This window comes from Kitasatospora sp. NPDC056783 (assembly GCF_042789895.1).
Classification (GTDB): Bacteria; Actinomycetota; Actinomycetes; order Streptomycetales; family Streptomycetaceae; genus Kitasatospora.
The window spans coordinates 1-20,531 of the sequence record NZ_JBHUAF010000082.1 but is presented as its reverse complement, the minus strand read 5'-3'; the positions used below and the strand labels follow the sequence as shown (position 1 = coordinate 20,531).

At 74.6% G+C, this 20,531-nt stretch carries 18 protein-coding genes; 13 read left to right on the top strand and 5 right to left on the bottom strand.

The genetic code is table 11. The features are described from left to right. Window positions 1-20: 20 nt before the first annotated feature. Complete coding sequence (locus tag ACFRMQ_RS15100) at window positions 21-812, bottom strand: TIGR03089 family protein (protein WP_380730892.1); 792 nt, start codon at window positions 810-812, stop codon at window positions 21-23. Between the two features lie 112 nt (window positions 813-924). Here ACFRMQ_RS15100 and ACFRMQ_RS15095 point away from each other — a divergent pair, with 112 nt between their 5' ends. From ACFRMQ_RS15095 to ACFRMQ_RS15080, 4 genes are all read left to right on the top strand, one after another. Then, window positions 925-2,151: a peptidoglycan recognition protein gene (locus ACFRMQ_RS15095; protein WP_380730891.1), complete on the top strand. Its 1,227-nt coding sequence runs from the start codon at window positions 925-927 to the stop codon at window positions 2,149-2,151. Window positions 2,152-2,272: 121 nt separating this feature from the next. Next, window positions 2,273-3,184, top strand: a complete 912-nt coding sequence (locus ACFRMQ_RS15090; protein WP_380730890.1) for a DNA-3-methyladenine glycosylase family protein — start codon at window positions 2,273-2,275, stop codon at window positions 3,182-3,184. A 48-nt stretch (window positions 3,185-3,232) separates the two neighbouring features. Next, window positions 3,233-3,505 (top strand): type II toxin-antitoxin system Phd/YefM family antitoxin, encoded by a 273-nt coding sequence (locus ACFRMQ_RS15085; protein ID WP_380730889.1) that lies wholly within the window; start codon window positions 3,233-3,235, stop codon window positions 3,503-3,505. After that, window positions 3,502-3,771, top strand: coding sequence for a type II toxin-antitoxin system RelE/ParE family toxin (locus tag ACFRMQ_RS15080; protein ID WP_380730888.1), 270 nt, complete (start codon window positions 3,502-3,504; stop codon window positions 3,769-3,771). The genes ACFRMQ_RS15085 and ACFRMQ_RS15080 overlap by 4 nt, the downstream gene beginning before the upstream one ends. A 3-nt stretch (window positions 3,772-3,774) precedes the next feature. Here ACFRMQ_RS15080 and ACFRMQ_RS15075 read toward each other — a convergent pair whose 3' ends face one another. Genes ACFRMQ_RS15075 through ACFRMQ_RS15065 form a run of 3 tightly spaced genes read right to left on the bottom strand, consistent with a single transcriptional unit; the run spans window position 3,775 to window position 6,741 of the window. Further along, the gene (locus ACFRMQ_RS15075) at window positions 3,775-5,067 is read right to left on the bottom strand and encodes a coenzyme F420-0:L-glutamate ligase (RefSeq protein ID WP_380730887.1); all 1,293 of its coding nucleotides are present in this window, start codon (window positions 5,065-5,067) and stop codon (window positions 3,775-3,777) included. Next, complete coding sequence (gene cofD, locus ACFRMQ_RS15070; protein WP_380730886.1) at window positions 5,064-6,023, bottom strand: 2-phospho-L-lactate transferase; 960 nt, start codon at window positions 6,021-6,023, stop codon at window positions 5,064-5,066. Before cofD ends, ACFRMQ_RS15075 begins: the two co-directional genes overlap by 4 nt. Before the next feature lie 40 nt (window positions 6,024-6,063). Continuing rightward, window positions 6,064-6,741: a cysteine dioxygenase gene (locus ACFRMQ_RS15065; RefSeq protein WP_380730885.1), complete on the bottom strand. Its 678-nt coding sequence runs from the start codon at window positions 6,739-6,741 to the stop codon at window positions 6,064-6,066. A gap of 623 nt (window positions 6,742-7,364) precedes the next feature. Between ACFRMQ_RS15065 and ACFRMQ_RS15060 the strand changes: the two genes are divergently transcribed. From ACFRMQ_RS15060 to ACFRMQ_RS15050, 3 genes are all read left to right on the top strand, one after another. After that, complete coding sequence (locus tag ACFRMQ_RS15060; RefSeq protein ID WP_030062195.1) at window positions 7,365-7,637, top strand: WhiB family transcriptional regulator; 273 nt, start codon at window positions 7,365-7,367, stop codon at window positions 7,635-7,637. Between the two features lie 160 nt (window positions 7,638-7,797). Beyond that, on the top strand, window positions 7,798-11,697 hold the full coding sequence (locus ACFRMQ_RS15055; protein WP_380730884.1) for a glycosyltransferase: 3,900 nt from the start codon (window positions 7,798-7,800) through the stop codon (window positions 11,695-11,697). A 6-nt stretch (window positions 11,698-11,703) separates the two neighbouring features. After that, the gene (locus tag ACFRMQ_RS15050) at window positions 11,704-13,407 is read left to right on the top strand and encodes a DUF5719 family protein (RefSeq protein ID WP_380730883.1); all 1,704 of its coding nucleotides are present in this window, start codon (window positions 11,704-11,706) and stop codon (window positions 13,405-13,407) included. Window positions 13,408-13,447: 40 nt separating this feature from the next. On the opposite strand, the gene ACFRMQ_RS15045 is transcribed toward ACFRMQ_RS15050, so the two are convergent. Continuing rightward, window positions 13,448-13,900: a metallopeptidase family protein gene (locus ACFRMQ_RS15045; RefSeq protein ID WP_380700763.1), complete on the bottom strand. Its 453-nt coding sequence runs from the start codon at window positions 13,898-13,900 to the stop codon at window positions 13,448-13,450. 164 nt (window positions 13,901-14,064) lie between these two features. On the opposite strand from ACFRMQ_RS15045, the gene ACFRMQ_RS15040 reads away from it, so the two are divergent. The 6 genes from ACFRMQ_RS15040 to ahcY all read left to right on the top strand — a co-directional run bounded on the left by ACFRMQ_RS15040 (window position 14,065) and on the right by ahcY (window position 20,461). Then, window positions 14,065-14,430, top strand: coding sequence for a DUF3499 domain-containing protein (locus ACFRMQ_RS15040; RefSeq protein ID WP_380730882.1), 366 nt, complete (start codon window positions 14,065-14,067; stop codon window positions 14,428-14,430). Window positions 14,431-14,557: 127 nt separating this feature from the next. Then, window positions 14,558-15,940 carry a phosphomannomutase/phosphoglucomutase gene (locus ACFRMQ_RS15035; protein ID WP_380730881.1) on the top strand — a complete coding sequence of 461 codons (1,383 nt, stop codon included), beginning with the start codon at window positions 14,558-14,560 and terminating at the stop codon, window positions 15,938-15,940. Between the two features lie 108 nt (window positions 15,941-16,048). Continuing rightward, window positions 16,049-16,231, top strand: coding sequence for a Trm112 family protein (locus ACFRMQ_RS15030; protein ID WP_049659271.1), 183 nt, complete (start codon window positions 16,049-16,051; stop codon window positions 16,229-16,231). Between the two features lie 161 nt (window positions 16,232-16,392). Continuing rightward, on the top strand, window positions 16,393-17,634 hold the full coding sequence (locus ACFRMQ_RS15025) for an SIS domain-containing protein (RefSeq protein ID WP_380730880.1): 1,242 nt from the start codon (window positions 16,393-16,395) through the stop codon (window positions 17,632-17,634). 78 nt (window positions 17,635-17,712) lie between these two features. Next, the gene (locus ACFRMQ_RS15020; protein ID WP_380730879.1) at window positions 17,713-18,690 is read left to right on the top strand and encodes a cation diffusion facilitator family transporter; all 978 of its coding nucleotides are present in this window, start codon (window positions 17,713-17,715) and stop codon (window positions 18,688-18,690) included. Between the two features lie 322 nt (window positions 18,691-19,012). After that, window positions 19,013-20,461, top strand: a complete 1,449-nt coding sequence (gene ahcY, locus ACFRMQ_RS15015; protein ID WP_380730878.1) for an adenosylhomocysteinase — start codon at window positions 19,013-19,015, stop codon at window positions 20,459-20,461. The last annotated feature ends 70 nt before the right edge of the window (window positions 20,462-20,531 follow it).

The following is a 20,531-nucleotide window of genomic DNA, read 5'->3' as shown; positions in this document are numbered from 1 at the left end:
CGCCGGGCCGTCGTCCGGGGTCAGCCCAGACGCAGTGTCACCCGTTCGGATTCCACCCGCTTCTCCCACTGCCCCGCGTCGAGGCCCTGCGAGTTGCGGCACAGCACCACCGAGGCCCCGGCGGCCAGCGGCGCCAGCAGACCGGCCTCCAGGCCCGTCCAGTCCTCGAACGAGAGGGTGGACAGGACGCGGTCACCGGGCTTCAGACCGAGCCGGACCGCGCCCTCCCGGGCCAGCGCCACGGTCTGCTCGCCCGTCAGCTTCAGCGGCAGCCCGTCCACCACCGTCTCCAGCGCCTGCCCGTCCGGGGCGACGGGGGAGTACGGAGCGAAGCGGTCGCCCTGGCCGGGCACCTCGGCGGCGTAGTCGAGGAAGCCGTCCGGGCGCTGCGGGAAGCGGCCGCCGAGCGGGCGCAGGGCGAGCGCGACCCGCTCGCCCTCACAGGCGTGGGCGGCCTCCAGGCCGTCCGGGCCGCTGACCACCAGGTCGGCGGTGGCCGGGTCGCCGCCCGGCGCCGCCGTCACCCCGACCGACCAGCAGGCGAGCAGCCACACGGCGCTCTGCCAGTGGGCGGGCAGCAGCAGCGCCGCCCGGTCGCCGGGGCCGGCGTTCAGCTCGTCCTGGAGGAGGTTGGCGGTCTTGGCCACCCAGTTGTCGAAGGTGCGGGCGGACAGCTCCACCCGTTCGCCGGTGGCGTCGTCGTAGAAGGTGACCAGCGGGGCCGCGGGATCGACCGAAGGGGTGCCGCCGCGCAGGAATGCGTGCAGCAGCTCGACGGGGGTGCGGGCATCGGCAGCGAAAGGCGCAGTCATGGTGCGCCCCAGCCTACGGCCTTCGGGAGGGAGGCCGGGAGGTCGGGGAGGGGCGTCCGAACGGGCGCGTGCGGCGTGGCGGGAGGTCCGGACAGCGGCGACGATCCGTTCCATGCGCCTCTCACTTCCGGCCGCCCTGCTGGCCGGCTGCACCACCGCCCTGCTCCTCCAGCCCGCCGCCACCGCGACCACCGCGCCGGGCCCGCAGCGCCGCGACTTCGCCGGCGGCGCCTCGACCACCTCGCTGCCGCTGCCCGCCGGGACCGGCCTCGCCCCGCGCGGCACCGAACCGTTCGAACTCCTCGGCCTCGGCTGGGACGGCCCGCCGGACGCGCTCGCCGGCGCGGTGGTCCGGGTCCGCACCCGGGACGCGGCCACCGGCCACTGGACCGACTGGCACCGGCTGGAGGCCGAGACCGAGGACGGCCCCGACCGGGCGACGCGCGGTTCCACCGCCCCGCTGTGGACCGGCCGCAGCGACGGCGTCGCGGTCGAGCTCCGGCCCGGGCCCGCCGGGCCGCCGCCCGGGCTGCGGCTCGACCTGGTCGACCCGGGCCGCGGTGTCCAACCGGACGCCGGCGCGGTCCGGACCATCCCCCCGGCGGATCCCGTCCTGCCTCCGGCCGAGCCGCCCGCCACGCTCGTGACGCCCGTCACGCCTGCCACGCCCGTCACGCCCGGCACGCCGGCGGCTCCCGCCGCGCCGGCCACTCCCGCCGCCCCCGCCTCGGGCCAGGCACCGCGCCCGGCGATCGTCACCCGGGCCGGCTGGGGCGCCGACGAGTCACTGCGCGCCCCGGACTTCGACTACACCGGGCCGGTCCGCGCGGTCTTCGTCCACCACACCGACACGACCAACGACTACGACTGCTCCGACGCCCCCCGGATGATCCGGTCGATCTACCAGTACCACGTGAAGACCAACGGCTGGCGGGACATCGGCTACAACTTCCTGATCGACCACTGCGGCACCATCTACGAGGGCCGGGCCGGCGGCGTCGACCAACCCGTCCACGGCGCCCACACCCTCGGCTTCAACACCGACACCTCGGGCGTCGCCGCGCTCGGCACCTTCGTCGACGACCAGCCGCCCCAGAGCCTCCTCGACAGCCTCGCCGCCATCGCCGCCTGGAAGCTCGGCCTCACCTCCCAGCCGGCCGACGGCAGCACCGGCCTCACCGTCGGCGCGAACGGCACCCGCTTCACCAAGGGCGACGTCGTCGACTTCGCCACCATCTCCGGCCACCGCGACGGCGTCAGCACCGAATGCCCCGGCGGCGCCCTCTACGCCTACCTCCCCGACATCCGCGCGACGGCGGCCCGCCTCCAGGTCTACTGACCCTCGCCCGATCCGGGCCCCGCTCCCGCCGCCCCGTCCCGCCCTCCCCGGCGTCCCCCGGAGACCGTCGGACCCCCGGCGTATCGTTCATGTCCGGGGGCCGACACAGGAGGCGACAGCGGTGGAAGCGGTACGGCGCTGGCGGCCGGGCTTCCCGGTGGACGTCGCCCGCACCCTGCTGCCGCTGCGTCGCGGCCCCGCCGACCCCGCCTACCGCGGCACCGCCGACGGCGCCGTCTGGCGCGCCTCCCGCACCCCGGCCGGCATCGGCACCCTGAGGGTGCTGCCGAGGCAGGCCACCGGTGAGGTCGAGGCGAGCGCCTGGGGCCCGGGCGCGGACTGGCTGCTCGACCGCCTCCCCACCCTGCTCGGCGCCGAGGACGCCCCGGAGTCGCTGGTCCTGCCGCCCGGCCCGCTCCGGGACGCCCAGCGCCGCACGGCCGGGGTCCGGCTGGCCAGGACCGGCCTGGTGCTGGAGTCGCTCGTCCCGGCGGTCCTGGAACAGAAGGTCACCACCGACGAGGCCTACCGCTCCTGGCGCACCCTGCTGCGGGGCTTCGGCACCCCGGCGCCCGGCCCGGCCGAGGGCATGCGGGTGGCGCCGTCGGCCCGCGAGTGGGCGATGGTGCCGAGCTGGGAGTGGCACCGGGCGGGTGTGGACCCGAAGCGTTCGGCGACGGTCGTGCGCGCGGTCCGGCTGGCGCCGCGCCTGGAGGAGACCTCGGCGATGGGCCACGAGGAGGCCTTCGCCCGCCTCACCGCCGTCCCGGGCATCGGCGTCTGGACGGCGGCCGAGACCCTGCAGCGCAGCAACGGCGACCCGGACGCGGTCTCGGTCGGGGACTTCCACCTGCCCAACCTGGTCGGCTGGGCGCTGGCCGGCCGCCCCCGCAGCGACGACGACCAGATGCTCGCCCTGCTGGAGCCTTACCGCCCCCACCGCCACCGCGTCTGCCGCCTCCTCCTGGCCTCCGGCGCCCGCGCCCCCCGCTACGGCCCCCGCCTCACCCCCAACGACCACCGCCACCGCTGACCGGAAAAGGGCAGCGGTGTGTACGCATCCGTGTGTACGCTTTTAGTCATGACTGACGCACTGAACATCCGGGAACTGCGCGCGCGCCTTGCCGAGGTGGTCACCCAGGCCGAGGCGGGCGAGATCACCGTGATCACGCGCAAGGGCGAGCGCGTCGGAGCGGTCGTGCCGATCGAGATCCTCGACGCCATAGAGGACGCGGAGGACGAGCTCCTGGCGCGCGAGGCGCGCAAGCACCTGGACGAACCGGTCATCACCATGGCCGAGCTGCTGGTGGACCTGTTCGGTTCACCGGAGGGCTCCGCCGGGAGCGCTGCGTGAAGTACGCCTTCGGGTTCACTCCGCACGCCCGGCGTCAACTGCGAGGGATCGGCCGGCTCGCGGCGATGCGCATCCTCACGGCGCTCACCGCGCTGGGGGATGACCCGTTCGTGGAGGGCCCCGACGTCAAGAAGCTGTCCGGCAACGACGGCCTCTACCGGCTCCGGGTGGGCGACTACCGCGCGGTTTACCAGGTTCGTGGTGACGTCCTGCTCATCCTCGTCGTTCACGTCGGCAACCGCCGCGACGTCTACCGCGGTCTCTGACCCCTACCGCACCGCGATGAACGCCTCCGCGGAGCGTTCCGGGCGGGCTCGGGGGGCCTCGGCGGGGCGGCCGACGGCGACGGCGCCCATCGGGTCCCAGCCGTCCGGGAGGTCCAGGGCCTCGCGCACGGTGGCGCGGCAGAACATGGTGGACGAGACCCAGGCGGAGCCGTAGCCCTCGCCGGCGAGCGCGACCAGCAGGTTCTGCACGGCGGCGCCGGCGGCGACGGTGAACATCTCCCGTTCGGCGGTGGCCCGGCGCGGGTCGGGGTAGTCGTGGGCGCCGTCCGTGACCAGGCAGGGCACCACCAGGTACGGCGCGTCGCGCAGGACGTCGCCGCGGGCGGTGCGGCGGGCGATCCGCTCCTCGTCCCACCCGTCGAGTTCGCGCAGGTCGCGCCGCCAGGCGTCGAGCATCGCGTCGAGCAGCCGCACCCGGGTGGCCGCGGACTCCAGCAGGACGAAGCGCCACGGCGTGGTGTGGTGCGGGGCGGGCGCGGTGACGGCGGCGGCGACGGCGCGGCGGACGGCGGCCGGGTCGACCGGTTCCGCGGTGAAGGAGCGGACGGTGCGCCGCAGGGTGACGGCCTGCCGCAGCGCCTCGGAGGTGCCGAGCCGGAACATGTCGTCCACGGAGGGCCGGACCAGCGGCCGGACGCCCTCGCCGTCCTCGGCGGTGACGAGGTGTCCGAGCCCGCGCACGACCGCCACCGGGACGCCGCTGGTCTTGCCCTTCACCAGGTCGGCGGCGGCGGCGAGTTCGTCGGCGGTCGCGACGACGGTCTGTTCCAGGGTGTTGCCGTGGCCGTCGGTGCGTCCCCGGTGGTCCTCCAGGGCGCTGAGGCCGGCGGCGCCGATCGCCACGTCGGTCAGTCCGTTGCGCCAGGGCCGTCCGAAGGTGTCGGTGACGAGGACGGCGAGCCGGCGGCCGGTGAGCCGCTGGAGCCGGGCCCGCAGCGCCCGCGCGGAGGCGTCCGGGTCCTCGGGCAGCAGCAGCACGGTGCCGGGGGCGGTGTTGGAGGTGTCCACCCCGGCGGCGGCCATGACGAAGCCGTTGCGGTTCTCCACGATCCGGATCGGCCCGCGCCGGGCGACCAGCCGGACGGACTCGGCGTCGATCGCGGCCTCGCGGTCGGCGGCGCGCAGCAGCCGGCCCTCGGCCTTGCTGACGATCTTCGAGGTGATCACCAGGACGTCGCCGTCCTGGTAGGCCCCGGCCTTGGCGATCAGTTCGCCGAGGTCCGCCCCGGCCTCGATCTCGGGGATGCCCTCGACGCCGAGGATCTCCAGCGTCACTTCCGCACCTGTTCCGCCAGCGCCAGCGCCGCGCGCGCCATCTCGGCGGTCGCCTCGACGTCGGTCATCAGCAGCGGCACGGCCCGGCAGGCGATCCCGGCGGCCTCGACGGCGGCGACCGCCGGCCCGTCCACGGTGTCCACCAGCCATCCGTCGATCAGGTCGGGGCCGTAGTCGCGGGCCACCGCCTCGGCCGTGGCCTCGACGCCGACGGCGGCGAGCACCTTGTCGGCCATGCCCCGCACCGGTGCCCCGCCGATGATCGGGGAGAGCCCGACGACCGGCGCCGGCGCGGCGGCGACCGCCTCCCGGATGCCGGGGACGGCGAGGATGGTGCCGATCGAGACCACCGGGTTGGACGGCGGGAAGAGGATGACGTCTGCCTCGGCGATCGCCTCCAGCACGCCGGGCGCGGGCTTGGCGGTGTCGGCGCCGACCGGGACGATCGCCTCGGCGTCCACCTCGGCGTGCAGCTTGACCCAGTACTCCTGGAAGTGGACCGCCCGGGTGCCCTGCTCGTCGGTGATCCGCACGTGGGTCTCGACCCGGTCGTCGCTCATCGGCAGCAGCCGCACGCCCGGCTTCCAGCGCACGCACAGCGCCTCGGTGACCTGGCTGAGGCTGTATCCGGCGGTGAGCATCTGGCTGCGGACGAGGTGGGTGGCGAAGTCCCGGTCGCCGAGCCCGAACCACTCGGGGCCGACGCCGTACTCCTTCATCTCGGCCTTGATCGACCAGGTCTCGTCGGTCCGGCCCCAGCCCTGTTCCTCGTGGATGCCGCCGCCGAGGGTGTACATCACGGTGTCGAGGTCGGGGCAGACCTTGAGGCCGTAGAGGTGGATGTCGTCACCGGTGTTGCCGATCACGGTGATCTCGTCCTGCGGTCCGACCGCCGCGCGGAGTCCGCGCAGGAAGCGCGCTCCGCCGATTCCGCCTGCCAGTGCCACGATGCGCATGGGGTCATCCTGCCACGGTCGGACTCGCCGTCAGCCGTGGTCAGTGGGACTCGGCCCGCGCCTGCCGCTCCGGGTGCTGCTCGGGGACGGCGGTGGCACCGTACTGGTTCATCTCGGTCAGGCCGGGGGCGTAGAGGTGGATGGAGACGGCGGGTTCGAGCGCCCCGTTGACCACCTCGTGCAGGTAGCCGGAGGAGAAGACGCGCTGGCCGCCGGGCCGTAGCACCCGGCCCTCCGCGCCGCTGGGGTTTCCCCCGGCCGAAGGCTGGGGGAGCGTGAGGGAGCGCTCGGTCAGCTCGCCCCGGACGACGCTCATCACGCCGGAGGACTCGCCGTGGTCGTGGAAGCCGCTGGACTGGCCGGGCAGCCAGCTGAGCAGCCAGACCTCGTAGCCGGGGCCGGTCTCCAGCCGGGCGTACCAGCGGGTCAGCGCGTCGTAGCGGACCAGCGGTTCCCAGCGGGCGCGGTCGGCGGCGATCTCGCGGACCAGCCGGGCGTACCCGGCGACGGTGGTGGGGTGGGCCGGCAGGTCGGTGCGGGCCAGGTGGGGGAAGGCGAGCGGGTCGCCCGCGATGGAGACGTCGCTGAGGCCGTCGGCCCACGGCCGGGCGACGGCGGGGGTGCCGGTACGGGCGGCGTCGGTACGGGTGGTGGCGGGGCCACGGCGGGCGAGCTTGTTGCGGTCGCGGTTCCGCTTGCGGATGCGGCTCATGCGCACGGGAGTCGTCCTCGGAGGAGTCGGCTGGCCAGTCGGGATCAGCCGGATCCGGGATGTCCTGGGGCGGGAATCGCGGGCGGCCTCTGTGCTTCCTGGGGGCGGCGCGCGGTGGGACGCGGGCGCCTAGATACAGCAGGAGCAGAGGCGACAACAAGAGTTCACGGCAGGGCGGAGGGCGGAACCACTCCGGGGGCCGGCGAACTCTGACATGGAAGCAAGGACACCGCATCCGCAGGGGCCGTGTCAAACCGAAAGATGCGGCATTCGAGTGGGTTAGGTGTGGATCTTTCCCGGATGGGGTGATTCATCACTCTCTATGTTTCGATGGGAAGATCGCCGGGAAGGCAGCCCGATGACCGACCTGTGGTGGTGACCGAACGTCACCCGGTGAATGGTTGCGGATGGTTCGGAAGCGTTCGGGACCTTGAGGCCGAAGGTCCGATGTGTCCGAATATGTACACTATTCGTAACGGCTTGGTGCCAGGGAGTGAATCCCGGCCCCAATACCAGAGCTCGGCTTGACTGGGCCAGAGTGACGCAACTGTAATTTCACTCGTGTCGTCAGCCGCACGAGGCAACGGCAACCACGGGGACGCCAAGTAGGGGCAGAGGAGGCGCGCCAGATGAGCGAGCTCTTTGAGCTGTTGATCGGGGACGGCATCGCGGAGGACGAGGAGGAACTCGGCTGGCAGGAGCGCGCGTTGTGCGCCCAGACCGACCCGGAGTCCTTCTTCCCCGAGAAGGGCGGCTCGACCCGCGAGGCCAAGAAGGTCTGCCTCGCCTGCGAGGTCCGCTCGGAATGCCTGGAGTACGCCCTCGCCAATGACGAGCGCTTCGGCATCTGGGGCGGCCTCTCCGAGCGCGAGCGCCGCCGGCTCAAGAAGAGCGCGGTCTGACCCGGGTGGCCCCTGACCCCCGCTGACCCTCCGACAAGGAGGGAGAACCGCACAGCCGTACGGGCGCCTCACCGCGATGGTGGGGCGCTTTCGTGTTCCCGGAGCCCCTTCACCGTCTCCGCACCCACGCCCCGGACGAAGCGGCCATCGGGAGCCGTTAGTGTGGTGCGCCATCCGGTTGCCGTTCACCGGCTGTGTCCACCGAGAACTGGGGCCCGCGCACGCGATGACCGTCTACAGCCACCAGAGCGGCTCCACCGCTTCCCGGCCGCCCGCCTATCCGCGCCACCTGGTCACCGCCGTGATCGTCTCCCACGACGGCGCCCGCTGGCTCCCGCAGGCCCTGGCCGGTCTGCTCGGTCAGGACCGGCAGGTCCAGCGGATCCTCGCGGTCGACACCGGCTCCACCGACAACTCCCCGCAACTGCTCGCGGACACCCTCGCCGACTGGCTGCCCGAGAGCGGCCCGCTGCTCCTCGGCCGCCGGGCCGGCTTCGGCACCGCCGTCGGCGAGGCCGTGGCCGGCAGCCCGAAGCTGCGCCCCGAGGACCTGCCGTACCGGCTCGACCCGTCCGGCTACGACCCGGTCACCGGCGGCTGGGACGACTTCGGCGACCCGCTCGCCCAGGAGGACGACCTCGGCCGCGGCGGCCCGCGCGAGACCCAGCCGGTCGAGTGGCTCTGGCTGCTGCACGACGACTGCGAACCGCAGACCGACGCGCTGCGCCGGCTGCTCCAGGTCGCCGACTCCACCCCCAGCGCCGCCGTGGTCGGCCCCAAGCTGCGCAGCTGGTACGACCGCCGCCAGCTCCTGGAGGTCGGCGTCACCATCGCCCGCTCCGGCCGCCGTTGGACCGGTCTCGACCGCCGCGAGCAGGACCAGGGCCAGCACGACCAGGTCCGCCCGGTGCTCGCCGTCTCCAGCGCCGGCATGCTGGTGCGCCGGGACGTCTTCGAGCAGCTCGGCGGCTTCGACCGGGCCCTCCCGCTGATGCGGGACGACACCGACTTCTGCTGGCGGGTCAACGCCGCCGGCCACCGGGTGGTGGTCGCCCCCGACGCCGTGCTGCGGCACGCCGAGGCGGCCAGCCGCGAGCGCCGCGCGATCGACTGCGGGCCCGCCCACCCGCACCGGGTGGACAAGGCCGGCGCGGTCTACACCCTGCTCACCAACTGCAAGGGCGCGCTCTTCCCCTACGTCCTGCTGCGGCTGGTGCTCGGCACCCTGGTGCGGGCCGTCACCAACCTGCTCGGCAAGGACCCCCGCCAGGCGGTCGACGAGCTCGCCGGGCTCGGTCACGAACTCGTCCGCCTCCCGAGGCTGCTGGCCGCGCGCAAGCGCCGGGCCAAGGCCAGGTCGGCGGACGCCCTGGACGACCGCACGCTCTTCCCGGCCCCCGGCGCCACCACCCGGCAGGCGGTCGAGGGCGTCATCGGCTCGCTCGGGATAGGGGGTGCCGACGACACCGGCAGCCGGCACGGCTCGGCCGAGGCCGGCGGCGACGAGGACGCCGAGGACCTGGTCGTCGAGCAGTTCGCGCTGGTCAAGAAGCTCGCCCGGCGCCCGGCGCCGGTGCTGTTCGCCGCACTGCTGGTGTTCGCCCTGGTCGCCTGCCGCGGCCTGCTCGGCAGCGGCGCGCTGTTCGGCGGCGCCCTGCTGCCCGCGGCCGACGGCGCCGGCGGTCTCTGGTCGATGTACGCGGACGCCTGGCACCCGGTCGGCACCGGCTCCACCGCCGCCGCACCGCCGTACCTCGGCGTCCTCGCGGTGCTCTCCTGGCTGCTGTTCGACCACGCCGACCTGGCGCTCACCCTGATCGTGGTGCTCGCCGTCCCGCTGTCCGCGGTCAGCGCCTACCTGGTGTCCCGGCCGCTGCTGGACTCCAAACTGGTCCGTGCCTGGGCCAGTGCCACCTACGCGCTGCTGCCCGCCGCGACCGGCGCGCTCGCCCAGGGCCGGATCGGCACCGCGGTGCTCGCCGTGCTGCTGCCGCCGCTGGCCCGTGCCGCCGCCATCGCGGCCGGCCTCGGCATCCGCGACGAGAGCGCCGCCCAGGGCGCCCGCCCGGGCTGGCGCCCGGTCTGGATGACCGTCCTGCTGCTCACGCTGGCCACCGCCTTCGTCCCGATAACGTGGGCGCTCGCGCTTCCGCTCTGCCTGGCGATGCTGGTCGTCGCGATCGTGCGCGGCGGCGCCTTCGGCTCCGGCGTCAGCGCGCTGCGGCTGCTCGGCCTGCGTGTCCTGGTGATCCTCGCGGTGCCCGTCGCGGTCCTGGCCCCCTGGTCGCTCCAGGTGCTGTCGCACCCGCGGTGGCTGCTGCTGGAGGCCGGGCTGCCCGGCCTGCACGGCACCGGCGCGAGCGCGGCCGGCCTGCTGCTGGTCAACCCGGGCGGCGCCGGAGTGCCGCCGGTCTGGCTCTCGGCGGGTGTCGTGCTCGCCGCGCTGGCCGCACTGCTGCGCGCCGACCGCCGCCGCGCGGTGCTCGCCGCCTGGGGCGCGGCCGGCGCCGGCCTGATCTTCTCGGTCGCGGTGGCGGGTACCTCCGTCACCCCGGCCTCGGGCGGCCCGGCCGTTCCCGCCTGGGCCGGCCCGGCCACCCTGATCGCCGGGATCGCCCTGCTGGCCGCCGCCGCGATCGGCGCCGACGGTGCCAACACCCGTGTGGCCGGGATCGCCTTCGGCTGGCGCCAGCCGGTGGCCGCCCTGGTGGTGGCCTCGGCCGTGCTGGCCCCGCTGGGCACCGGCCTGTGGTGGGCGCTGACCGGCGCCGGCGGCCCGCTGAAGCGCGGCCAGGCCGACCAGGTCCCCGCGTTCATCGCCGAGGAGGCCGGCACCACCGACCGGGCCCGCACCCTGGTCGTCACCGGGGAGAAGGGCGGCGGCGCGGTCCGCTACACCGTGCTGCGCGGCGCCGGTCTGACGCTCGGTCAGGCCGAGTCCACCGTCGACCCGGCGACCGGCACCCGGAGCGGCCTGGACAAGACGGTCGGCAGCCTGTTGGCCGGCTCCGGCGCCGACCAGGCGAGCGCCCTTTCCGGCTACGGCATCGCCTACGTCCTGGTCCAGCAGCCGGTGGTCGACGCCTTCAAGGACGTCCTGGACACCACCCCCGGTCTGGTCAAGGCCAACCAGGACAACGCCGCCGCGCTCTGGCAGGTCAACGGCGCCGCCGCGGTCCGGGCGGTGATCACCGCCCCGGGGGCCACCCCCGTGATCGTCCCGTCCGGCGCCCGCGACCTGTCCGCCACCGTCCCGGCCGGCCCGGACGGCCGGGTGCTGCGGCTCGCCGAGTCCGCCGCCGCCGAGTGGAAGGCCACCGTGAACGGCACCGCCCTGGAGCCCACCACGGTCGACGGCTGGGCGCAGGGCTTCAAACTCCCGGCCGCCGGCGGCAAGCTGACCGTCACCCGGGAGGCCGGCGCCGCCCACACCGGCTGGATCTGGGCCCAGGTGCTGCTCGGCCTCACCATCCTGGTGCTGGCCCTGCCCGGCCGCCGCAGCCACAAGGACGACGACCTGCCCGAGGAGGTGGTCGCCGCCGCCGCGCTGGCCGCCGCCGCCCAGGCGCAGGCCCCCGCCCCCGGCAGCCGCCGGGCCCGCCGGATGGCCGAGCGCGGCGAGGGCACCGAGGGCGGTGCCGACGAGGGCGGGGTGTACGAGGGCCGGCCGGGCGCGATCCCGGCGCAGCCGGCCGGCGAGCCGGTGACCGGAGCCGTCCGGGCGGCCGCCGCCGTCCAGGACGCCGAGCAGTACACCGACCCGTACCAGACGTACCAGCAGGCCGACCCGTACAGCTACGACCAGTACGCGGCCCAGCCGGTCGCCGCGCCGTACGGCGGCCAGGGCTACGAGGCCCACGGGTACGAGGGCGGCGGGCAGGCCTACCCGCAGCAGGGCTACGAGCAGCCGTACCAGCCCGAGCCGCAGCCGTACGGCTACGAGGCCCACGGGTACGAGGGCGGCGGGCAGGCCTACCCGCAGCAGGGCGAGCCCTACTACGACCCGAACGACCCCAACGGCCCCGGCCGGTACCCGCACCAGCACGGATCGGGGAGCTGACCCGCGATGAAGAAGCCCGCATTCAGGAAGAAGTCCGGCGCCGGCGAGGCCCCCGCCACGCCCGCGAAGCGCCCGTCCGCCGCCCCGTCCGCCGCCCGTCCGGGCCGGTTCGGCGGGGCCGGCGCCGGCGCGGCCAAGACCACCCAGTCCCTGCTCGCCGCGGCCGTGGTGCTCGCCGCGGTGTTCGGGATCGCCGAGCTGCGCCCGCCGGCCGCCCCCGCCGAGGCGGGCGCCGGAACGGCCCCGGCCACCGCGCAGGTGGAGCGGACGGCGGCGGTCTGCCCGCAGCCGCTCCAGGGCCTGACCGGCTCGACCACGCTCACCGCCTACACCCCGCCCGGTACGGGCTCCGCCACCGGCGGGGCCGGCTGGCTCTCCGACGCGGCGGCCCCCGCCGCGCCCGCCGCCCAGCCGACCACCGCCGCCCCGGCGGCGCCCGCCACCCCGGCCCCGACCGGCTCGGGCACCCCGAGCGGGCCGGCCCGGGACAAGAACGCGGCGCCCGCCGACGCCCGGCTGACCCTGGCCAAGCCCGGCACCCCGGCCACCGGCCCGGCCGCCAACGGCGACGCCGCGCCCGGCACCGGGGCCGTCGCCAACGGCGCCCTCGCCCCCGGCTTCACCGTCACCCAGACCACCGCGGTCACCGAACAGCGCGGCCTCGGCCTGTCCGGCCTCACCTGCACCCCGGCCGGGACGAGCTTCTGGTTCGCCGGGGCCAGTACCGCCGCCGACCGGGTCGACTACCTCAGCCTGGTCAACACCGAGTCCTCCGCCGCCGTGGTGGACATCAAGCTGTACGGCGACAAGGGCCTGATCGACAACGACGCCGCCAACGGGCTCACCGTCGCGCCCGGCAGCTCCCAGTCCGTCCTGCTGTCCACCCTCAGCAAGGGCGCGGTCACCGACCTGGCCGTGCACGTGGTGGTGCGCTCCGGCCGGATCGGCGCCGCGCTGCACGCCGCCGACGGCGGCAAGGGCGCCGACTGGGTCCCGGCCTCGGCCGACCCGGCCCCCACCCAGGTGCTGCCCGGCCTGCCCGCCGACACCGCCGCGGCCCGCCTGGTGGTCTGGGCGCCGCCGGAGGACGACGCCGACCTGAAGATCCAGCTGTCCGGCAAGAACGGCTGGTTCAGCCCGGCCGGAAACGAGTCGATCCACGTCAAGGCGGGCATGGTGGCCGCCGTCGACCTCGGCAAGGTCACCCGGGAGGAGGTCGCCGGGCTGCGGCTGTCGCCCAGCGACGACAAGCACCGCACCCCGGTCGTGGCCGGGTTGCGGATCGACCGGGCGGCGGCCAACGGCAAGACCGACGCGGCCTGGCTGACCGGCGGCAACCCGGTCGGCGCCCGCGCCACCGTCGCCGACAACCGGGCCGGCGCCTCCACGCTGTTCCTGACCTCCACCGGCGATGCCGCCACCGTCCGGGTCACCGCCTCGGCCGGCAGCGGCGGCGGCACCCCGGCCACCAAGGAGGTCCAGCTCCCGGCCGGCGGCACGGTGGCCCTCCCGGCGCCCGAGCCCGCCGGGCTGAACGGGGTCTTCGCGCTCACCGTGGAGACCGTGTCCGGCGGTCCGGTGGCCGCCGCCCGGATGCTGTCCCTGCCGGCCAAGGACGTGCCGATGTTCACCATCCAGGCGCTGCGTGACGACCGCAGCACCGTCAAGGTCCCGCGGGCCGACCAGGACCCGGGCGTCGTCCTGCGCTGAGCGGCCGACGGGCGGGCAGTCCGGCGCCCGCCCCGGCCGGTCAGTCCTCGTCGTAGCGCGGGTCGATGGCGTCCGGGGACAGCCCGAGCAGCTCGGCGACCTGCTCGATCAGGATCTCGTGCACCAGTGCCGCCCGGTCCTCCCGGGTCTTCGCCCGGATCTCCACCGGCCGCCGGTACACCACGATCTGGCTCTTGCGTCCCTGCCCGCCCGGCGACACCCGCCCGAGCGGCACGCCGTCCTCGGCGTCGGCGGCGTCCGGCTCGTGCAGCGGCACCTCCTGGACGGCGAACTCGACCTCGATCAACTGCGGCCACCGCCGTTCGAGGCGCTCGACGGACTCGCGCACGTAGTCGTCGAACAGTTCGGAGCGGGTGAGCGAGATCGGCACCTGGGGCGGCGCCAGCGGGCCGCGCAGGCCCCTGCCGTGCCGGTCACGGTGCCGGGGGCGGCGCGCTGGGCCTGTCGATGACTGCGGTGCGGAGCTGTCCATATCACTGCCGAGGGTAGTCCTTGGACGGTCGGAAGTGGACCACTCCGGCGGGGAATCGCACCGGGCGTCGCAGACTCGGCCCCGGCGCCCGGAGGGCGACACGGCACCCCCTCCGGGCAGGCGGTCTTCGCTCCCCGGCGAGGAGTGCGGTACCGTCCACCCTCGTGAGCTCTGTACGTCGTTGTTCGCGGACCGCGTGCGGCCGACCGGCCGTCGCGACGCTGACGTACGTCTACGCGGACTCGACGGCCGTCCTCGGCCCGCTCGCCACCTACGCGGAACCGCACTGCTACGACCTGTGCGCCGAGCACGCCGAGCGCCTCACCGCCCCGCGCGGCTGGGAGGTCGTCCGGCTCGTCGCCGAGGCCGGGCCGCTGCGCCGCAGCAGCGACGACCTGGAGGCCCTCGCCAACGCGGTGCGCGAGGCAGCCCGTCCGCAGACTCCCCGTCAGGGCCGCGGCACCGACGGCGAGTCCACCGAGGGCGGCCGCCGCGGCCACCTCCGGGTGCTGCGCTCTCCCGACAACTGAGGCTCACCCGGCACGGGTCGTTCGTCCGGCCCGGGTACGCTGCCCGTCTACCGTCACCACGCCCGTCGACCGTACGGGTGGTGGTCCGACGGCATCTGATCAGTTCTGAGACCAGGGTGGAGCCGCAGTGCGCGACCTCAAGCAGCTCGTGAAGGCGTACGACGTCCGAGGCGTCGTCCCGGACCAGTGGGACGAGAGCCTGTCCCGGGCCTTCGGTGCCGCGTTCGTGCAGGTCACCGGCGCGTCCGCGATCGTGGTCGGGCACGACATGCGGCCCTCCTCCCCGTCGCTGAGCCTGGCCTTCGCCGAGGGCGCCGCGGCCTACGGCGCCGACGTGGTGCAGATCGGGCTGTGCTCCACCGACCAGCTGTACTACGCCAGCGGCAAGCTCGACCTGCCCGGCGCGATGTTCACCGCCAGCCACAACCCGGCCCAGTACAACGGCATCAAGCTGTGCCGGGCCGGCGCCGCCCCGGTCGGCCAGGACACCGGCCTGGCCGAGATCCGCGAGCTGGTCGAGTCCTGGACCGCCGAGGACGACACCGTCACCGTCCCGGCCCGGGACGTGAAGCCGGGCGAGCTGTCCGCCCAGGAGACCCTGCGCGGCTACGCCGACCACCTGCTCGGCCTGGTCGACCTGACCGCGATCCGCCCGCTCAAGGTCGCGGTCGACGCCGGCAACGGCATGGGCGGCCACACCGTGCCGACCGTCTTCGACGGCCTGCCGATCGAGCTCGTCCCGATGTACTTCGAGCTGGACGGCACCTTCCCGAACCACGAGGCCAACCCGCTCGACCCGAAGAACCTGGTCGACCTCCAGGCCAAGGTCCGCGAGGTCGGCGCCGACGTGGGCCTGGCCTTCGACGGTGACGCCGACCGCTGCTTCGTCGTGGACGAGCGGGGCGAGCCGGTCTCCCCGTCGGCGATCACCGCCCTGGTCGCCGTCCGCGAGATCACCCGCGCCCGGGAGGCCGGCGAGGCCGAGCCGACGGTCATCCACAACCTGATCACCTCCTGGACCGTTCCCGAGGTGGTCCGCGAGCTCGGCGCCAAGCCGGTGCGCACCCGGGTCGGCCACTCCTTCATCAAGCAGGAGATGGCCGAGACCGACGCCGTCTTCGGCGGCGAGCACTCCGCGCACTACTACTTCCGCGACTTCTGGCGCGCCGACACCGGCATGCTGGCCGCGCTGCACGTGCTGGCCGCGCTCGGCGGGCAGCCGGGCACGCTGTCCGCGCTCACCGCCGAGTACGACCGCTACGCCGCCTCCGGCGAGATCAACAGCACCGTGGCCGACCAGGCCGCCAGCACCGCCGCCGTCCGCGCCGCCTACGCCGGCGAGGGCACCTCGGTGGACGAGCTGGACGGCCTGACCGTGGCCGGCCCGGACTGGTGGTTCAACCTGCGCGCCTCCAACACCGAGCCGCTGCTGCGCCTGAACGTCGAGGCCAAGGACCCGGCGAAGATGGCCGAGCTGCGCGACGGCGTGCTCGCCGTCGTCCGCGGCTGAGCCCGTCGGCCGAGCCAAGCGCCTGACCACGGGCCCCGGCGCCCCGGCCGGTAGGGTTTCCTATCGGCCGGGGCACCTCCGTGCCACCCCCGAACTCTGGAGAGCCCCATGAAGCTCGAATCCTTCCTGCTGGAGATCCTGGTCTGCCCGCAGTGCCGGGCCGCGCTCGTCGAGGGCGGCACCGAGGAGCAGCCCGAGCTGGTCTGCACCGGCGCCGACTGCGGTCTCGCCTACCCGGTCCGCGAGGGCATTCCGGTCCTCCTGGTGGACGAGGCCCGCCGCCCGGCCTGATCCTGGGGGCGAGAGCCCCGACCCCGAGGCCTCACCGCTCCACCGCTCCACCGCAAGTCGCGAAAGGTCCTCCCCGCACCCGCGGGGGGTCAGCCGCCCCACCCGACCGCCCGGCGCCCACACGGAGCGCGCGCCCTGGACCGCAGCCGGAGGCTTGCCGCATGCTCGACGACACCCTGCTCGACGACCCGGCCGCCCTCCAGCGCGCCGACCGCGACCGCGCGCTGCTGGCCCTGGCCGGCGCCGGCGCACGGGTCCGCACCGCGCTGCGGCAGGCCGACGCGGCGGGCCTCGACCGGCTGCGCCCGGACGGCCGCCCACGCGCCGTCCTGGTCGCCGGGCACGGCAGCGCGCTGACCGCGGCCGAGATGCTGGCCGCGCTGGCCGGCACCGCGTCCCTGGTCGCCCCGCTGCCGCCGACCGAGGCGGCCGCCCCGCGAGCCGACCGGGCCGGCGCCCGCCCCGCCTTCACCGCCGGCCTGGGCTGGCAGCTGCCCGGCTGGGCCGGCCCGCTGGACCTGCTGGTGATCAGCTCCGCCGACGGTGGCGAGCAGGGCCTGGTCAGCCTCGCCGAGCAGGCGTACGCGCGCGGCTGCGCGATCGTCGTCACCGCCCCGGCCGGCAGCGCCCTGGCCGAGGCCGCGCTCCAGGTGCGGGCGCTGCCGCTGCCCTTCGTGGCCTCGGTGCTGCCCGAGGACCTCACGCCGGTCGCGCCCGCCGAGCCGGACCTGCCGGCCGAGGACCCGGCGGCGCTCTGGTCCCACCTCACCCCGATGCTGGCGCTCGCCCAGAAGATCGGCGTCAGCCAGCTCCCGTACGACGCGCTGCCGGGCGTCGCCGACCTGCTGGACGCCGCCGCCGTGCGCTGCCGCCCGGACGCCGCCGCGTACACCAACCCGGCCAAGGGCCTGGCCGCGCGGCTGGCCGGGACGGTGCCGCTGCTCTGGGCCGAGGGCCCGATCGCCGGGGCGGCCGCCACCCGGTTCGCCGCCCAGCTGGCCGACCGCGCCGGACGCCCGGCCCTGGCCGGGCCGCTGCCGCAGGTGCTCACCGCCCACCGCGGCATGTTCACCGGCCAGTTGGGCGCGGGCGCGGACCCGGACGACTTCTTCCGCGACCGGGTCGAGGAGCCGGACCCGCTGCACCTCCAGGTGCTGCTGCTGCGGCACGCCCCGGGCACGGCGGCGGACGACGGGCGGGACGGCCCGGCCGAGGTGCCGGAGGAGGACGCCGGACCGCGCAGCTTCGGGGTGTCCCGGGCGCACCGGCTGGCCGCCGCGCACGACGTCCGGCTGACCGAGTACGCGAGCGCCCGCCCGGACGCGCTGCACGCGCTGGCCGACCTGGTCGCGCTGACCGACTTCGCCGCCGTCTACCTGGGGCTCGCCGCCGCGCAGTCCTGAGACGGTCGGCCGGGCGGCGCCGTCCGGCCGGTACGGTTGGCGCTCGACGAGGCTGATCGACCGTGAGGAAGCTGTGGCATGAGTACCGAAGGCGGCACCAAGGCTCTGGTGGCGGCGCTGTCCGCGAACCTCGCGATCGCGGCCGCCAAGTTCACCGCCTTCGGCTTCACCGGTTCCTCCTCGATGCTGGCCGAGGGCGTCCACTCGGTGGCCGACTCCGGCAATCAGGTGCTGCTGCTGATCGGCGGCAAGCGGGCGCGCCGGGCGGCGGACGAGGAGCACCCCTTCGGGTACGGCCGCGAGCGCTACGTGTACGGCTTCCTGGTGGCCATCGTGCTGTTCACCGTCGGCGGCCTGTTCGCGATCTACGAGGGCTGGCACAAGGTCAGCCACCCGGAGGCGCTGGACGCCTGGGGCTGGGCGGTCGGCGTGCTGGTCTTCGCCATCGCCATGGAGGGCTGGTCCTTCCTCACCGCGGTGCGGGAGTCGGAGAAGGCGAAGGGCAAGCAGAGCTGGACCCAGTTCATCCGCACCGCCAAGGCGCCGGAACTGCCGGTGGTGCTGCTGGAGGACAGCGGCGCGCTGATCGGCCTGGTGCTCGCGCTGTTCGGCGTCGGCCTCACCGTGATCACCGGGAACGGCGTCTGGGACGGCGTCGGCACCCTGTGCATCGGCGTCCTGCTGGTGGTGATCGCCGTGGTGCTCGCCCTGGAGACCAAGTCGCTGCTGCTCGGCGAGTCCGCCTCCAAGGAGTCGGTGCGCCGGATCCGGGAGGCGCTGGTGGACGGCGAGTCCGTCACCGGCGTGATCCACATGCGCACCCTGCACCTCGGCCCGGAGGAACTGCTGGTCGCCGCCAAGGTCGCCGTCAACGCGGAGGACAGCGCCGCCCGGGTGGCGGAGGCGATCGACGCGGCCGAGGCACGGGTCCGCGCGGTCGTCCCGATCGCTCGGGCGATCTACCTGGAGCCCGACGTCTACAGCGCCGAGAAGGCCGCGGCGGGCGAGGACCCGGCCGCCACGCCCGGCGGCCCCGGCCCGGCCGTCGACCACTGAGGCCCGCCGGGCCTGGGCCCGGGTCGAGCCCCGGTCGGACCGGGGCTCGAAATCGGTCATCCGAGGACGGCCGATGGGGCCGTCGGTGTAGATTCGTCACCAGAGCCAGAACGTCGCTGCTGATGGCGGTCGATCGGCGGTCCGCACCTCCCGGGGTGTGCGCCGGTCGAGGGAGAGAGGTCCTCCGACGGTTTGTGCCGCGCAACGGGAACCGGTCCACCAGGATCCGGTGGCCCCGTCGTGGCCGTGCACCCGTACGGCCTGACGCACGCGACGCACGCCCGGAGCTTTGGCCCCACCCCCATCAGCGAGGAGCAGACGCATGTCGACCGACATCACCGGTGACTTCAAGGTCGCCGACCTTTCCCTGGCGCCGTTCGGCCGCAAGGAGATCCAGCTGGCCGAGCACGAGATGCCCGGTCTGATGGCGATCCGCGCCGAGTACGCCGAGGCGCAGCCCCTGGCCGGCGCCCGGATCACCGGTTCGCTGCACATGACGATCCAGACGGCGGTCCTGATCGAGACCCTGACGGCGCTGGGCGCCGAGGTCCGCTGGTGCTCCTGCAACATCTTCTCCACCCAGGACCACGCGGCCGCCGCGATCGCCGTCGGTCCGGAGGGCACCCCGGAGAACCCGCTGGGCGTGCCGGTCTTCGCCTGGAAGGGCGAGACCCTGGACGAGTACTGGTGGTGCACCGAGCAGGCCCTGACCTGGCCCGGCGGCAAGACCCCGAACATGATCCTGGACGACGGCGGCGACGCCACCCTGCTGATCCACAAGGGCGTCGAGTTCGAGAAGGCCGGCGTCGCGCCGGACCCGTCCACCGCGGACAACGACGAGTTCCGGATCATCCTGGAGCTGCTCAACCGCACCCTCAAGGACACCCCGAACAAGTGGACCGAGGTCGCCGCCACGATCAAGGGCGTGACCGAGGAGACCACCACCGGTGTCCACCGCCTGTACGAGATGCACCGTGACGGCAAGCTGCTGTTCCCGGCCATCAACGTCAACGACTCGGTGACCAAGTCGAAGTTCGACAACAAGTACGGCTGCCGCCACTCGCTGATCGACGGCATCAACCGCGCCACCGACGTCCTGATCGGCGGAAAGGTCGCGGTCGTCTGCGGCTACGGCGACGTCGGCAAGGGCTGCGCGGAGTCGCTGCGCGGCCAGGGCGCCCGCGTCATCGTCACCGAGATCGACCCGATCTGCGCGCTGCAGGCCGCGATGGACGGCTACCAGGTCGCCACCCTGGAGGACGTCGTCTCGATCGCCGACATCTTCATCACCACCACGGGCAACAAGGACATCGTCCTCGCCTCGCACATGGAGAAGATGAAGCACCAGGCGATCGTCGGCAACATCGGCCACTTCGACAACGAGATCGACATCGCGGGCCTGGCGAAGCTGCCCGGCATCGTGAAGACCGAGGTCAAGCCGCAGGTCCACGAGTGGCGCTTCGCGGACGGCCACACGATCATCATGCTGTCCGAGGGCCGTCTGCTGAACCTGGGCAACGCGACCGGTCACCCGTCGTTCGTGATGTCCAACTCCTTCGCGAACCAGACGATCGCGCAGATCGAGCTGTTCACGAAGACCGAGCAGTACCCGATCGGTGTGTACGTGCTGCCGAAGCACCTGGACGAGAAGGTCGCGCGTCTGCACCTCGACGCGCTGGGCGTGAAGCTGACCACGCTGACCCAGGAGCAGGCCGACTACATCGGCGTCCCGGTCGAGGGCCCGTTCAAGTCGGACCAGTACCGCTACTGAGCGGTCCCGCCGTCCGGCCCCGCGCCGACGCACGCCGGTGGCCGGCACTCCCCGCGGGGAGTGCCGGCCG